Annotated in this window: 18 protein-coding genes and 2 pseudogenes; 9 read left to right on the top strand and 11 right to left on the bottom strand. The window is 36.1% G+C overall.

Annotated features, from left to right (window positions below):
* Window positions 1-45: 45 nt before the first annotated feature.
* The 3 genes from H7K77_RS02305 to H7K77_RS02295 form a co-directional block, all read right to left on the bottom strand.
* Complete coding sequence (locus H7K77_RS02305; RefSeq protein ID WP_186576093.1) at window positions 46-1,137, bottom strand: methyl-accepting chemotaxis protein; 1,092 nt, start codon at window positions 1,135-1,137, stop codon at window positions 46-48.
* A gap of 59 nt (window positions 1,138-1,196) precedes the next feature.
* Complete coding sequence (locus H7K77_RS02300) at window positions 1,197-2,021, bottom strand: cache domain-containing protein (RefSeq protein WP_186576092.1); 825 nt, start codon at window positions 2,019-2,021, stop codon at window positions 1,197-1,199.
* 391 nt (window positions 2,022-2,412) lie between these two features.
* Window positions 2,413-2,655, bottom strand: a complete 243-nt coding sequence (locus tag H7K77_RS02295; protein ID WP_235988807.1) for a stage VI sporulation protein F — start codon at window positions 2,653-2,655, stop codon at window positions 2,413-2,415.
* 203 nt (window positions 2,656-2,858) lie between these two features.
* On the opposite strand from H7K77_RS02295, the gene H7K77_RS02290 reads away from it, so the two are divergent.
* From H7K77_RS02290 to H7K77_RS02260, 7 genes and pseudogenes are all read left to right on the top strand, one after another.
* Entirely contained in the window at window positions 2,859-3,029 is a 171-nt protein-coding gene (locus H7K77_RS02290) for a YjcZ family sporulation protein (RefSeq protein ID WP_186576091.1), read from the top strand.
* Between the two features lie 99 nt (window positions 3,030-3,128).
* The gene (locus H7K77_RS02285; RefSeq protein WP_186576090.1) at window positions 3,129-3,248 is read left to right on the top strand and encodes a YjcZ family sporulation protein; all 120 of its coding nucleotides are present in this window, start codon (window positions 3,129-3,131) and stop codon (window positions 3,246-3,248) included.
* Between the two features lie 239 nt (window positions 3,249-3,487).
* Complete coding sequence (locus H7K77_RS02280) at window positions 3,488-3,607, top strand: YjcZ family sporulation protein (RefSeq protein ID WP_186576090.1); 120 nt, start codon at window positions 3,488-3,490, stop codon at window positions 3,605-3,607.
* Between the two features lie 113 nt (window positions 3,608-3,720).
* On the top strand, window positions 3,721-3,840 hold the full coding sequence (locus H7K77_RS02275; RefSeq protein WP_186576089.1) for a YjcZ family sporulation protein: 120 nt from the start codon (window positions 3,721-3,723) through the stop codon (window positions 3,838-3,840).
* 101 nt (window positions 3,841-3,941) lie between these two features.
* The gene (locus H7K77_RS02270) at window positions 3,942-4,046 is read left to right on the top strand and encodes a YjcZ family sporulation protein (protein ID WP_186576088.1); all 105 of its coding nucleotides are present in this window, start codon (window positions 3,942-3,944) and stop codon (window positions 4,044-4,046) included.
* Between the two features lie 202 nt (window positions 4,047-4,248).
* On the top strand, window positions 4,249-4,473 hold the full coding sequence (locus H7K77_RS02265; RefSeq protein ID WP_186576087.1) for a YppG family protein: 225 nt from the start codon (window positions 4,249-4,251) through the stop codon (window positions 4,471-4,473).
* A gap of 291 nt (window positions 4,474-4,764) precedes the next feature.
* Window positions 4,765-4,913 (top strand): annotated as a pseudogene (locus H7K77_RS02260) (type Z 30S ribosomal protein S14); the annotation flags it as partial.
* 25 nt (window positions 4,914-4,938) lie between these two features.
* On the opposite strand, the gene H7K77_RS02255 reads toward H7K77_RS02260, so the two are convergent.
* The 6 genes and pseudogenes from H7K77_RS02255 to H7K77_RS02230 all read right to left on the bottom strand — a co-directional run bounded on the left by H7K77_RS02255 (window position 4,939) and on the right by H7K77_RS02230 (window position 8,512).
* Window positions 4,939-5,178 (bottom strand): YozQ family protein, encoded by a 240-nt coding sequence (locus tag H7K77_RS02255; RefSeq protein ID WP_328701002.1) that lies wholly within the window; start codon window positions 5,176-5,178, stop codon window positions 4,939-4,941.
* A 159-nt stretch (window positions 5,179-5,337) separates the two neighbouring features.
* Window positions 5,338-5,769, bottom strand: coding sequence for an ATP-binding protein (locus H7K77_RS02250; protein ID WP_186576086.1), 432 nt, complete (start codon window positions 5,767-5,769; stop codon window positions 5,338-5,340).
* Between the two features lie 130 nt (window positions 5,770-5,899).
* Window positions 5,900-6,139 (bottom strand): annotated as a pseudogene (locus H7K77_RS02245) (Na-translocating system protein MpsC family protein); the annotation flags it as partial.
* 506 nt (window positions 6,140-6,645) lie between these two features.
* On the bottom strand, window positions 6,646-7,044 hold the full coding sequence (locus H7K77_RS02240; protein WP_186576085.1) for a VOC family protein: 399 nt from the start codon (window positions 7,042-7,044) through the stop codon (window positions 6,646-6,648).
* Complete coding sequence (locus H7K77_RS02235) at window positions 7,041-7,829, bottom strand: phosphosulfolactate synthase (RefSeq protein WP_186576084.1); 789 nt, start codon at window positions 7,827-7,829, stop codon at window positions 7,041-7,043. Before H7K77_RS02235 ends, H7K77_RS02240 begins: the two co-directional genes overlap by 4 nt.
* Window positions 7,826-8,512 (bottom strand): 2-phosphosulfolactate phosphatase, encoded by a 687-nt coding sequence (locus tag H7K77_RS02230; protein ID WP_186576083.1) that lies wholly within the window; start codon window positions 8,510-8,512, stop codon window positions 7,826-7,828. The genes H7K77_RS02235 and H7K77_RS02230 overlap by 4 nt, the downstream gene beginning before the upstream one ends.
* 236 nt (window positions 8,513-8,748) lie before the next feature.
* Between H7K77_RS02230 and H7K77_RS02225 the strand changes: the two genes are divergently transcribed.
* Both H7K77_RS02225 and H7K77_RS02220 read left to right on the top strand, forming a co-directional pair.
* Entirely contained in the window at window positions 8,749-9,459 is a 711-nt protein-coding gene (locus tag H7K77_RS02225; protein WP_186576082.1) for a phosphoadenylyl-sulfate reductase, read from the top strand.
* A 15-nt stretch (window positions 9,460-9,474) separates the two neighbouring features.
* Window positions 9,475-10,599 (top strand): inorganic phosphate transporter, encoded by a 1,125-nt coding sequence (locus H7K77_RS02220; protein ID WP_186576081.1) that lies wholly within the window; start codon window positions 9,475-9,477, stop codon window positions 10,597-10,599.
* 51 nt (window positions 10,600-10,650) lie between these two features.
* On the opposite strand, the gene H7K77_RS02215 is transcribed toward H7K77_RS02220, so the two are convergent.
* Both H7K77_RS02215 and H7K77_RS02210 read right to left on the bottom strand, forming a co-directional pair.
* Window positions 10,651-11,763 (bottom strand): Ger(x)C family spore germination protein, encoded by a 1,113-nt coding sequence (locus H7K77_RS02215; protein ID WP_186576080.1) that lies wholly within the window; start codon window positions 11,761-11,763, stop codon window positions 10,651-10,653.
* On the bottom strand, window positions 11,760-12,848 hold the full coding sequence (locus H7K77_RS02210) for a hypothetical protein (RefSeq protein WP_186576079.1): 1,089 nt from the start codon (window positions 12,846-12,848) through the stop codon (window positions 11,760-11,762). The genes H7K77_RS02215 and H7K77_RS02210 overlap by 4 nt, the downstream gene beginning before the upstream one ends.
* Window positions 12,849-12,856 lie beyond the last annotated feature (8 nt).

Genomic DNA, 12,856 nt, shown 5'->3' with positions numbered 1-12,856 from the left:
GCTCCATCTCTTGCCTAGCATATTAGGCTAATAAATAGAGTACGTTTAGTTCACTTTAAAAAGCTTTACCATCTCTTCTAATTCAACAGAAAGTTCTTCTAGTGAAGTGGCATTACTAGATATATCACCTATTAAATTTGCGATCTGTTGAACAGATGCTGTTGTTTCTTCTACACCAGCAGCAGATTCTTCTGATACGGAGGCAATGTTTTCAATGGATGCATTGATATCGTTACTGTTGCCTGCAATATCTGTTAAGTTTTTCGTAATACCAGAAATCTCTCGAACCATTTGGCCAACTGATTGATCTATTTTCTCAAACTCTTGACCTGTAACTTTAATTTGCTTAGTCCCTTGTTCCACTTGTTCATAACCCTCGGTTAGGGTTACCGCTACACTGTGTGATTCTTTCTGGATATTTCCAACAATACCTGTAATTTCAGAAATGGATTCTGAAACCTGCTCAGCAAGCTTTCGAACCTCATCAGCTACAACCGCAAACCCTTTTCCATGTTCACCAGCCCTTGCCGCTTCAATTGCAGCATTTAATGCTAGCAAATTGGTCTGTTCTGCAATTTCCTGAATAACACTTATTAATGTTGAGATCTTCTTGGTCTGGTTGTCGAGTGATTCCACTTTTTGTACAGAGGTTCTAACTACCTCGTAAATACTGTTCATCTGTTCAACTGACCGATTCATTAATAAATTCCCGTTTTGTGTAATTTCTAAAACATTATTCGAAGACTGTTGGACAGAATCTCCACTTTCCGTTGCTTCATATATTTTATGAGTAAATTCACCCATTTGCTCTGCTAGATCAGAAGATGCATTTGCTTGCTGTTCCGAACCTGAAGCTAATTCCTGCATAGTAGAAGCTACTTGGTTACTACCTTCATAAATTTCTTCACTAGCCTGTTTTACTAAGGAAGACTGTGTTCGAACCAAATTAGATAAATTTGTTATCTTTTCAATCATATTTTTCAAATTCAGTTGGGTGGTTGTTACAGATTGCGCTAGCTTACCGAATTCATCCTGCCTTTTACCACCTTCAATTTCATTAGTAAGATGCCCATCCGCTATTTTATCCATAACTGAAGTTAAATGTTGAATAGGTTTTGAGAATCCTCTACTTAACAATAAGGAAATCCCAATAACTATTACTAATGTGGAAAGACCAACTATTAATACAGCTAGTACTAGTTTATCGTTAAACTGTTAATATCACTAGCATCCTGGCTAATTTGGATAACACCAATAACTTCTGAGTTAGTTGGGTCGTATAAAGGCATATAGTATTCCATATTATTTGATGCCTCTCTAGACACTTCTTCTCCTGACTTAACCTTTGATATAATAGAGCTATCATCAAACCTGGTGCCAGCACTTTTTTCGTTAGAAGTAACTAAAACCTCCCCTTCCATATTCATTATATTTAACTGGACTCCCTTTAGAGATTCCGTAATGGATTTGATAACTTGTCCATCCAAACCAGTTTGTAATGTTCCGATTACTTGATCATTATAGGTTAAAGGAACAAAGGCTCTAACCGATAACCCACTACTTCCAAATTCAAATCCTGAGATAGCTTGATTATCTAAAGCTGATTGAATTGCTTGCACGTCACTTTTATCGTCTCCGAACTTTTCAAGATTGTGACCTCTTAGAAAAACAGTTCCATTCTCATCGCCAAATTCAAATACATCTATTTGGTGCTCTGTTGTTAATCTTTCAAATACAGGGCTAACTACTTCTGCTAAACGCTCACGTTCACCACTATTATATGCTTGCAAAAACTCTGGATTGTTTGCGTAAGATTTAGTTAGCTCTAACAAATCTTCTGACACGTCATTAAGTTGTTCAGAGATTGTTTCTTTTGATGCCATTAGATTTTTTTCCATCATACTTTCTAGGCCTTGATTAGTATTAAAGTATAAAATGGCACTAATTAATATAAGCGGAATGATTGCTACTAATAATAAGGATGTAAAAAGTTTGGCTTTTACTGATTTCTTTATAAACATTATTTTTTCCTCCGTAATCATGGTGTCTTATTTATTAATTAGAATACCATTATTTTTCGACAAAAACCATCATTTTATGACATTTTATGCGATTGGATGTATTTTTATAAAAGTTCGTATCGTAACACTTTCGTAGCATTCCTTGCTGTGGGAACAGCACGAGGTGAAGATCCCGGAAGAGCGTTCTTTGCGTCACGAAGACTTAAGGCCGTGCCCACGGAAAGCGGATTATTCTGCCGGAACGAGTTCAAGTACACATCCAAAGGTTCTTATAAGTTACTGCAAATTTTCTCTCAACTATGTAATTATAAAGGCAACAAAGTTTACGAAAACAGCCTTAAAAAAACGAAAAGGTGTAGGAAACCTTTATGGTTATTCCTACACCTGTTTATTACTTCATCATTTTTTTGATTGTTGATTCGTTAACCTTGTTTTTCATTAACATATTAACAATCATATCTTCCGTTTGCTTTGGTACTTTTTTTCCTGCAATTTTTCCGACTTGCTTAACTAAGTCTCTTGCAGTTTTCTCATCCTTTATATCTTTACCATTAAAAGCATTAGCAACTTTAGATACACTGTTCATGTCTACTCCTGTTTTCTTTTCTATTTTCTTAAACATATCCTGACTCAAGATTATCCCTCCTTTTACAATATCCTATGTCCTTTTTTTATATAAGTTTGGATGAATGTACCAGATTAGCCATATTAGTAGAAATGTCTATAGACTACTTTCTTCATGAACACGCCTTTATTTTCTAGTAATGAGCAAATTGCTGATACTTACTAGAATAACTTGCATAGCTTACTAACAAACGAACAAAAGGAGGTGCATTGATGGGATTCTTTAACAGCTATGGTTGTCGACACCGCTGCGGATATGGATATGGTTACGGGTACTCTGGATATAGCAACAATGGAGGAAATTCATTTGTATTGCTTGTCGTATTATTTATTCTACTAATTATTGTTGGTGGAATTGCTTATCCAATTGGTTATACAGAATAAACAAGGGACTCACCTAAATTAAGAAAAGTAGGAACAAACGTCCTATCAATCCAGCATTTCTCTCATAGAATGATAGAAAAGACGAGGAGGTGAGCATAGATGAGCGCAGGATTTTTCGGTGGTAACAACAGTTTTATTCTTTTAGTTGTGCTTTTCGTACTATTAGTCATCGTTGGGAATAATTATCCTACTGGCGGCGATTATGGCTACGGGTACTAAGCCATTCAAATTATAAAAACAAGTGTGCCAAGGCACTCATGAATACTCCTTTGACTGAACGGACTTTAAGGAAGGGACTGCACCCCCTTCCTTATTTATTTGAACATTAACCTATCAACTTTTTCTTAATAGATAAAAAATATAGAACAATCATCTAGTTTTATTTAAATAGGAACAAACGTCCTATCAATCGTCGTTATTCCTCATAGAATATAGTAAACACAAGGAGGTGAGGATAAATGAGCGCAGGATTTTTCGGTGGTAATAACAGTTTCATTCTTTTAGTTGTGCTTTTCGTACTATTAGTCATCGTTGGGAATAATTATCCTACTGGCGGTGATTATGGCTATGGTTACTAAGCCATAATCACGAATCAATTTAGGATATTACTCAGTTTCTAATACAATGTAACAAACGTCCTATCAAATCTTTTAAAGCATCATAGAATATAGCGAGTAGAGGGGGTGAAAGAATGAGCGGAGGATTTATTGGTGGAAACAACAGTTTCATTCTATTAGTCGTTCTTTTCGTACTACTTGTCGTTGTCGGGAATAACTACCCTACTGGCGGAGGCTATGGCTACGGATACTAAGTATTCCATTTGCTAACTGGATGGGAGCGTCATCTCCTATCCTCCCTATAGATCGGGCACTCCATTCTGACTAATTTCTTGACAGAGAGGGGCTGAACGAATTGTTTGGTAATAACAGTTTCATTTTGTTAGTCGTACTATTTGTTCTATTAGTCATCGTTGGGAATCACTACCCTACTGGTGGCGACTATGGCTACGGATACTAAGTAAAATCATTATTGGTTGGGTAGGAGTTCATACTCTTACCCTTTCCTATAGCCTTATTTATTCAGCTCGACAAGACGATAATCCTTCACGGTTAGTATATGGTGATTAAACCATTATAGCATGGGCGTAGTTAACAAAAATTACTATTATTTAAATGAACCATTACCAGCATTTATATTTATATGAAGGAGGTTGATTTAATTGTTCCCCCCAAGACCACGAAGACCAATGCCACCTTTCCCACAAAAAAATGGCCCTTATCCAGGACCGCAGCAAGGCATGAAGCCTAAAAAGCCAAGCATATTATCCCAATTTCAAACAGAAGAAGGTAAATTCGACATCGATAAAATTACGACAACTGCGCAACAAGCCAAACAGATCTATGACTCAGTTGGGCCTATTGTTACAAAGTTTTTAAAAAAGTAAACTACTCTTTCCTTACAGAATCTGATAAGGTAAGAGGTAATTTTTCAGCCTCTTACCTCTTTTTGGGCTAGAACAATTACATAAATGTACATGGTAGTTTAACAATAGAAAGCCGTTCAATTTTTATTTAATTGAACAGCTTTCTTATTTTTAGAAACATAGAAAACCAATATTCACTTTTTTACTTCTTCTAATACAACAGCTATGATAGGTTCCTTTCTTATAAAGATCACTTTAAGAAAGGGTACAAAAAGTGGCTAATAAAGCTTTAGCACTAAAGCATAAAGAACCTCAAAAAAATATCAAGTTAGAGAATATACTCGTTGTAAATGCTGTGGTCGTCCGCATTCTGTTTTACGCTAATTTAAGCTTTGCCGTATTTGCTTTAGAGAATTGCATATAAAGGTCAAATTCCCGGTGTAAAAAAGGCTAGCTGGTAAAACCCTAAGGGGTTTTATACATAACTTATTTATTAAAACCTTCTCTATCAATTTCTCTACCTTTACTACTTTTCAACTGGCCATTACTATCCACATCATCGATCTTTCCATCTATAGTACCTTCTGTGTAGTTATCTGTAGCTTGCTCATGTGTAATAGCAAAACCTTTATCTCTTTCGCTATTACTTTGATAATCAGACGGATCATACATTTTCTCAGCAACTTTATCTGCATTCTCCATCATTTCTTTTCTTTTTTTATCCACGGTAAAACCTCCTTTATCAAAGCTGTCTAATTCTTTTTTAGTTTTGTCGAAAACCAATTATTTATAACTATTATTTCTAAATGGTCATAAAAAGATAAAAAAATTCAATACGGCCCATATAATAAAAAAAACCGTAGTTATTTAAAAACCACAGTTAATCTATTTTGATAATGAAATCAAAGGCGTTACCCATTTCATTGCGACAATCTCTGTACCTTTTTCAGAAGTATTTATAAGTAATTCATCCATAAGTCGTGACGATCCTAATAGACCTAAACCTAGACTAGAGCTGTGTTTCAGATTATCTCCATTAAGGATTTCCTCAACATTTTCTATCCCTTTCCCCTTATCGATTACTCTAATAATAATGCATAGATCCTTTAAAAAATAACTATGGAATTCACCTATACTACCACTATGCTTAAGCACATTTCTAATTAGTTCAGATGAACAAACATGAATACTTTGTTTGTCCGTGTCTGAAAATGGAAATTTGTTAAGCATGGACCTAACTGATAATAGGATAATTTGTATGTCCTGATCCGTCTCTATTCGGTGCTTAAATTCGGTGCTGCTTTTCAATTCTTTCATTTCTTTCTGTTTCCTCTCTGCTGTTTAGATCCATATTTCAATTTGATATATTATTTATCAAAAAGCCGGGGTAAGGGTACTACTTATGAAAAATAAATACCCTTACCCCGGCTCATGTTTAACTTATTTTCTAACCCATTTCCGCCGACCAGTCATAATAAATTTCTTTGATTCTTTTGTTTGTCTTAATTTCTACAAATATACCTATATCAGGAGTAACTTTCTCCATTAGTATTTCACGGACATCGTTTAGCATAGAATGATGATTTTGCTCGAGTAAAACCCGTTCAATTGGAGTGATGAAATTATTTATATAAATCAAAAAATATTTATCCCCTATACTGACAAGTACAGCTTCTGGACCTTTTCTAAAATGATCTCTCTATAACTTGCCAGAAAAACTTACAATTTCTTGCTGTATTGTCTGTCACTATTTCAGCCTCCTTAAAGGAAGGCTTTATTACCCAATCCCTATTTTGATCGGATAGGTTGAAATTAATAACATAAACACAATATTACTTTTATAGATTATTAAAAAATCCGAAGAGTTTCAAGCGTTTTTTAGAAAATTTGACACCATTTAAACGCTTCGTTGAGAGAAAATCTGCAGTAACTATCACGCTTTTATTAAATATTGTTAAGTTCGATGCTGTGGGATGACGCGTAAAAGCAATTAACGTCGCAAAACTAGAAAAATCATATGAATTTGCTTCGTTAAAGGGATCCTTACGTGGCGAAATTAGAGAAATCTTGAGAATCCGCTTCGTTAGATCGTCTATCCTATTCCTTACTACAGAGTTTATAAAAAAATACACTCCCTCTTCGTATGAAAATAACTCAAAAAAAGAGACCGCCAAAGCAGTCTCTTACAATTCTTTAGTAAGCCATAGAACTATCATGGTAATATTTAAATTCCAATAAGTTATTAGAAGGATCGATTAAAAAGAAGGTCATATGTTCCTCTTGCTTACCAGGAAATCTCACCATCGGTTCTTTGAAAAAAGGCAAGCCTTCCTCCTCAGCAAAAGCTAAAGTACGCTCATATTCTTCTTTATCTAAAAATGTAACACCAAAGTGACGTGGATACATCTTTGGTTCCTGATCAATGTTATCTGGACTTAAGTGACAGACGACCTGGTCACCAAAGAAATCAAATGTAACACGATCGTCATATCTTCTAGCTAACTTACAACCTAACTTTTCATAAAATGCCGCTGTCTCATCCAACTCCTTGCAGGGAATAGCTAGATGAAAGATCTTATTTGTACTTCTCATTTTACCACCTCATCCGTTTTTTGTTCAAAGTGATGAAACGTATCAGAGCGCAACCCTAAACGGAGTGTTTCTAAGGAAATCACATCCGAAAAAGCGATATTAGCTAAATTTACATTCGCCCCAACTTGTTTTATAAAAAATGTCTGCATTTTCTTATTTGGCGCTTCAAAAATCAATCGTTCCATTGGAATAGCAGACTCAGCAATATCAGTGAAAATATCTGTTCGGATATTTCCGTCTTCTCTACAAATACCACTCGTTCCACTTTCCCTTGCCTCTGTAATTACCTTTGACGCACCAGCTTCTAGATCATAAATAATACTAGCTAACCAATGATTCGAATCCTGACTATTTGATGTATCCGTATCCTTATGCCCTACTTCACTAAAAACAGTGAATTCACGGGAAAATGTCCGAATACAAGCAGCTTTATCTTCCACGGATAACTCTATTGTCCCATTAGAAATTTCTACATACTCACATCCAAATTCCTTACACAATGCGTAATAATCGTCTACTTTCCCTTGACTTACAAACTTTTCAAACAACGTTCCACCAAAAAAGAAACCAATTCCACGTTCACGCAAAAACTCAATTTTATCTTGCAAAAATGGACTTACAAGCGAGGTACCCCAACCAAATTTCACAATATCAATGTGGTTGCTTCCACTATGAATCGTATCCATAAACAAATTCAAAGGTACTCCATTATCAATTAAAATTGTTAAACCCTTACCCCTTGGTTTTTGCTGTCTTTCTGGTAAATTTAATCTCACATTTGTCATTCGATAACCCTCTCAATCATTGGTAATTCCCCTTGTTTGCTAACCTTCATAACAAAATTAGAGTTAATATCAGCTAGACAGTAGTCGATATCTTCCGGCATAAAGACTTCCTTATTCTCATCAAAAAACTTCTCCGCTACATGTGACCCCTTGACCCTTTTTATTACCTCTTGTTCCTTGATATAACTAGATTCCTCGATTATGCCTTTTATATATTCTGCACAAGCCAGATCGTCATCACCGCTTGGATGGGAAGCAACGATATGGATCCATGTATCCGAATTAACCTGTTCTTTTACATATGTTGCTGTTCTTTTAGCGTTAGTAAACCCCGTTACAAATACATGGTCACAATCAAGACAGTTTAATGTTGCGTGAACCCCATTCGTTGTTTTTTGAACGAGCGTTTTATTTTTCAGATTATGTTTTTTAAGGTGATATGGCGAATTATCTAAGTTAAAACCATCTATGGAATATCCTTCGACTTCACCCGCAAGAAGGTATTCCGGGTATTTTTCTTTTATTTGAAAGGCCTGTTCTTTTGAGTCTGCTAGATAGATTCGGTCTACTCCTTGTATAAAAGCATAATGGGCAACTGTAAAAGCTCGAATCACATCAATTACAATGGTGATATGAGCACCACTTGGCGGGGCTGTTCTTCCTTGAGAAATTGTTATGTTCATTTCCTTTCTCCTAACTTCCATGGACTATATGCTAGCGGAAGGAAGCCTCCTTCTGTTAGCCATGACTTACACCAATTATATTCGTCTAGTAGATAATCGTTACCATTTCCAAAGAATTCTTATGCTTTCTCCCTTTTTTAACCATTTACAACTTTTTGGAATACATTAACTCTAAGGCAAATCACCTATTGTAAAAGTAATTTGTCTAATTAATAACACAAAGTGAGGGCTAAATAATGGAACACAAGCTAACCTATGAAAACTGGGATACCCAGCTTCAAGAAAAGCTAAACAATGAATTAGAAGACTTCATGGATGTGATTAAATGGGCATACCATGTTTACCAAGATAGAATTGTTTATGCATGCAGCTTTGGTGCAGAAGGTATCGTCCTAATTGACCTTCTTGCAAAGGTTAATCCCTTCGCAAAAATTGTCTTCCTAGATACTAACTTACACTTTAAGGAAACTTATGAATTAATTGAAAGGGTTAAAAAGAAATATCCCAATCTTCAAATAAAAATGAAACAGCCGGAACAAACAGTTGATGAACAGGCCGAGGAATATGGCGATAAACTATGGAATAAAAATCCAACGTTATGCTGCCACTTAAGAAAAATAAAACCACTGGAAAATGAACTTTCCCATGTGGATGCATGGTTTTCCGGTTTAAGAAGAGATCAATCACCAACAAGAAGCAAAACGCAATTTGTAAACAAAGATACTAAATTTAATAAAGTGAAAATTTGCCCGCTTATTCACTGGTCATGGGATGACATTTGGACCTATATACAATTAAATGATCTTCCTTATAATCCTTTACATGATCAACATTACCCAAGTATCGGCTGTGAAATGTGCACGCTCCCTGTTGCATCAGGCGATGATTCACGTGCAGGTCGTTGGGCTAATTTTGATAAAAAAGAATGCGGACTTCATCAAGATTAACCGGGGCTGTTCACGTTGCTATTAATCATAATTGCTTGTCTAGTTGCTTTCTTTTTTGCGATTAATATTGGAGCGAGTGGGGCCGCTGCATCTATGGGAATATCATACGGGGCCGGGGCTATTCGTTCACGACGTTTGGCACTATTCCTTTGTGGTGTTGGCGTATTTCTCGGAGCCATTTTGGGTGGTGGCGAGGTTGTTAAGACAATCGGAACAGAAATTGTTCCTACTAGTATTATTTCTGTAAAAATCACGCTTATTATTCTTAGTTCAGCAGCCATTTCCCTTTTTATAGCAAACTTAAGCGGAATTCCTTTATCCACAAGTGAAGTCACAGTAGGAGCCGTGGTAGGTGTTGGGATTGCCTATCAAGCCTTGTTTGTTGATTCACTTGTCATCATCATTCTGTTTTGGCTACTAGTACCTGTAGTTGCCTTTTGCTTGTCTTACCTTTTCGGTAAAATCATTTATTTCATAGAAAGGAAAATACCTTCTTTTTTAAAAGGAAATAGTGGCAAAATACTGGCGGTTATCGTTATTTTAACCGGTTTTCTTGAAGCGTTCTCAGCTGGAATGAATAATGTAGCTAATGCAGTAGGTCCTTTAGTTGCAGCAGGGCTTATCCCTATAGAAGAAGGGACATGGTTAGGAGGGCTTTTCGTCGCATTAGGTGCCATTTTTCTAGGTGGTAAAGTGATGGAAACAAACGGGAAAAAAATAACAAATATTAGCTTATTACAAGGGGGAGCTGTTTCTGGTATTGGCGCGACCCTTGTTATTATCGCCTCCATATTTGGTATTCCTGTCCCACAAACCCAAGTTACGACTTGTAGCATTATTGGAATTGGTTCGTCGGTAGATGGCAAAGCATTATGGAAGAAAGCCATCATTGCAAAACTAGTAAAAACATGGGTAGTTTCCCCACTTTTTTCCCTCGTCCTCTCTTATAACCTCGTTAAGTTATTCGGAGACTTTGACTTATCTGGGCTCGTAATTCTGTTGGCGTTTGTTTTAGTGTTATTTTTACTTAGCTTATGGAATCCAGTTGATAGCATAGAGCAACAAGTAAAAAAGAAACAATTGAGCCTCCACAATACGGTTCCAACTACTAAGTCTGTACAACGAAAGCCCTTAGATTAATAAAAATACACAATTAGCCATCCCTTTTGAATAGGTATATAGCTAATTGTGTTATTTCAGTAATCCCGTTCCTTCTATTGAGATGTCAGCATGAACCTGAAATTCTGCAATGGCATAGATTTCTTTCCATTCGTCCCAATCCTTTTCATTTAGATGAGTCGCACGGTATTTTAATCCAAAGCCAACTGGATCAAGTTGTTCCTCTTGCAGCTTCTCTAGCAGTTGTTTAACCTTCTTTTCCAATTGCTTCTCCGCAAGTTTAGTTGGTTTCTCTAAGTGCTTTTCTGAAATTCGCTTCATTGCTTCTTCAATGACACCATCTACATGGAGATCGACCTTAATGATTGGAGCATCCTTCTGGTTAGTCAGGACCTTATATTTTACAGTGATGGCATTACCGGAGAGAAAGTATGCATCTTTCTCATCGTTAGCTTCTGCTTTTACACGTATATCAGCATTCTCAACACGTCCAAGCATAATATTAAGGAACTTTGTCTCCTCTGCCGAGAGGGTCATCTTTAATTTATCCGTATTTAAGACTGCAACATTCTTTATTTGAAAAAATTGATCCTTCGCTTCTATTACTGGAAGAATTGGATCTATCCCTCTTTCTGTCAATCTTCTTCTAAAGTCAAATAAATACTCACTCACTATGTAAACTGATTCTGTACCTGTTTTACCAAATGAAAGGAATAAGGAGTTGGAAGGCAACAGTTCTACCTTTCTTTCCATCTTCAAAATCTCTTCTGCGTTCGGCTTTCCTATGCCTACCCATGCTATTTTTTGAATGTCACGGCGACGGATAAACCAATCAAGAACACCCTTAATATCTTCATTGACAACGTCTTCTCCATATATAATCGCTTTAGCATGACTAAAGTCCAACTCCTTATCTACTTTGGATTTAATCATCCTTACTGCATCTGTTATCGAGTTACTTTCCTGTTCCGAAACAATAAATTCCTGTTTTGCACCCTTAGCTTCTGTTGGTGGTATGGCAATTTTCAACATTACTTTGTAGTCCTTATTCTCATTCTCTGCCTTGTCAACACCAATGGTTACGACAAATGCCCGTTTATCTATATCCTTATAGCCACATGATGTAAGGGTTAGAACAAGCATAATTAGAATCATGAACAAGGAAAATCGTTTAGTTCTATTCATTGCTTCACCTTCTTTGACAATCCAATCATTAGCAACACCAGAAATACCTCACATGGCAGTCTAAAATTTAACCAATTTTCACCAAAAACAAAAATGTCATTTTGCTTTAAGTTTAGTTCAAGGATATAAACACAAAGAGCAAAACTACCCAAAATGATCCAATCTAATCGTTTTTTTATCCGCTCACTTTTTAGTTTTATGTGAAAGGTACTTTTCAATGTTTCAAAGGCAACATGCCAATGTACAGCCACACTGATCATAGAGATACTCACATATAGTAGAATGAACATCGTTACCACTCTTTCCACTGGACCAAACTCTATTTGCAATGTATCTGCCGTAGCAATCCACGGATAGGTTAAATCCCCGATTCCATCTGCCCCCCACATGCCAATTGGGATAAAAATGGTTGTGACTAAATTTACAAAGCCGATAATAGGAACAAACCACAAACGTCTAATTCTTATTTTTTCTTTAAACACACGATAAAAAATAACTAAGTTCGTGTACCCTGAAAACACAAATGTAGAAGCTGCTATCGCGCTCCAGGAAGGTATTTCTTTATAGTGTGTAGCGACCTCTAGCATGGAATAAATACTAAGATAATCGTGTGAGTATGCTTGATACATAACTAGACCTATTAAAGGTAAATTCAAGACTAGTATAATTTCCAATGTGTACAATAATCTATCAGACGGAATTCTTACCAAAAGAAGTACAATGAATATCGCAAATACCGTAATCATATTTACATCTGATATCTCTGGATTAATAAAGCGGATCGTTACATTGTTAAATGCGAGTAACGATATGGCACCAGCAATAAACCACATCCCACTGAAAAACAATACGAAAATGAACCTAAACCATTTAGGAGTTGCTTCCAACAATTCGGGTAGCCCTACACCTTTAAATTTATTAATCGAAATTGTAAATAAAAATAATAGTGTTGTACCAATTAGAACACCTATAGGAATAGCCAAGACTGCTCCCTCGAACCGCTCTCTTAATAGAATATTAGGAACGTAAAGAAACACGTTCACGAGCATGTTAAGTATAAGCAAATAGTAAAAGTACCGATTCACAGCCTTGC

This window comes from Aquibacillus kalidii, from assembly GCF_014280935.1.
Lineage (GTDB): Bacteria > Bacillota > Bacilli > Bacillales > Amphibacillaceae > Aquibacillus_D > Aquibacillus_D kalidii.
The sequence above is the reverse complement of the archived record's forward strand: the minus strand, read 5'-3'. Positions and strand labels throughout refer to the sequence as shown.

Bases quoted from the DNA above. Each gene is read 5' to 3' on its own strand.
- H7K77_RS02225 (WP_186576082.1), top strand. From the start codon at position 8,749: ATGGAACACAAGCTAACCTATGAAAACTGGGATACCCAGCTTCAAGAA.
- H7K77_RS02280 (WP_186576090.1), top strand. From the start codon at position 3,488: ATGAGCGCAGGATTTTTCGGTGGTAATAACAGTTTCATTCTTTTAGTT.
- H7K77_RS02240 (WP_186576085.1), bottom strand. From the start codon at position 7,044: ATGAGAAGTACAAATAAGATCTTTCATCTAGCTATTCCCTGCAAGGAG.
- H7K77_RS02285 (WP_186576090.1), top strand. From the start codon at position 3,129: ATGAGCGCAGGATTTTTCGGTGGTAACAACAGTTTTATTCTTTTAGTT.
- H7K77_RS02300 (WP_186576092.1), bottom strand. From the start codon at position 2,021: ATGTTTATAAAGAAATCAGTAAAAGCCAAACTTTTTACATCCTTATTA.
- H7K77_RS02250 (WP_186576086.1), bottom strand. From the start codon at position 5,769: ATGAAAGAATTGAAAAGCAGCACCGAATTTAAGCACCGAATAGAGACG.
- H7K77_RS02235 (WP_186576084.1), bottom strand. From the start codon at position 7,829: ATGACAAATGTGAGATTAAATTTACCAGAAAGACAGCAAAAACCAAGG.
- H7K77_RS02215 (WP_186576080.1), bottom strand. From the start codon at position 11,763: ATGAATAGAACTAAACGATTTTCCTTGTTCATGATTCTAATTATGCTT.
- H7K77_RS02290 (WP_186576091.1), top strand. From the start codon at position 2,859: ATGGGATTCTTTAACAGCTATGGTTGTCGACACCGCTGCGGATATGGA.
- H7K77_RS02275 (WP_186576089.1), top strand. From the start codon at position 3,721: ATGAGCGGAGGATTTATTGGTGGAAACAACAGTTTCATTCTATTAGTC.
- H7K77_RS02230 (WP_186576083.1), bottom strand. From the start codon at position 8,512: ATGAACATAACAATTTCTCAAGGAAGAACAGCCCCGCCAAGTGGTGCT.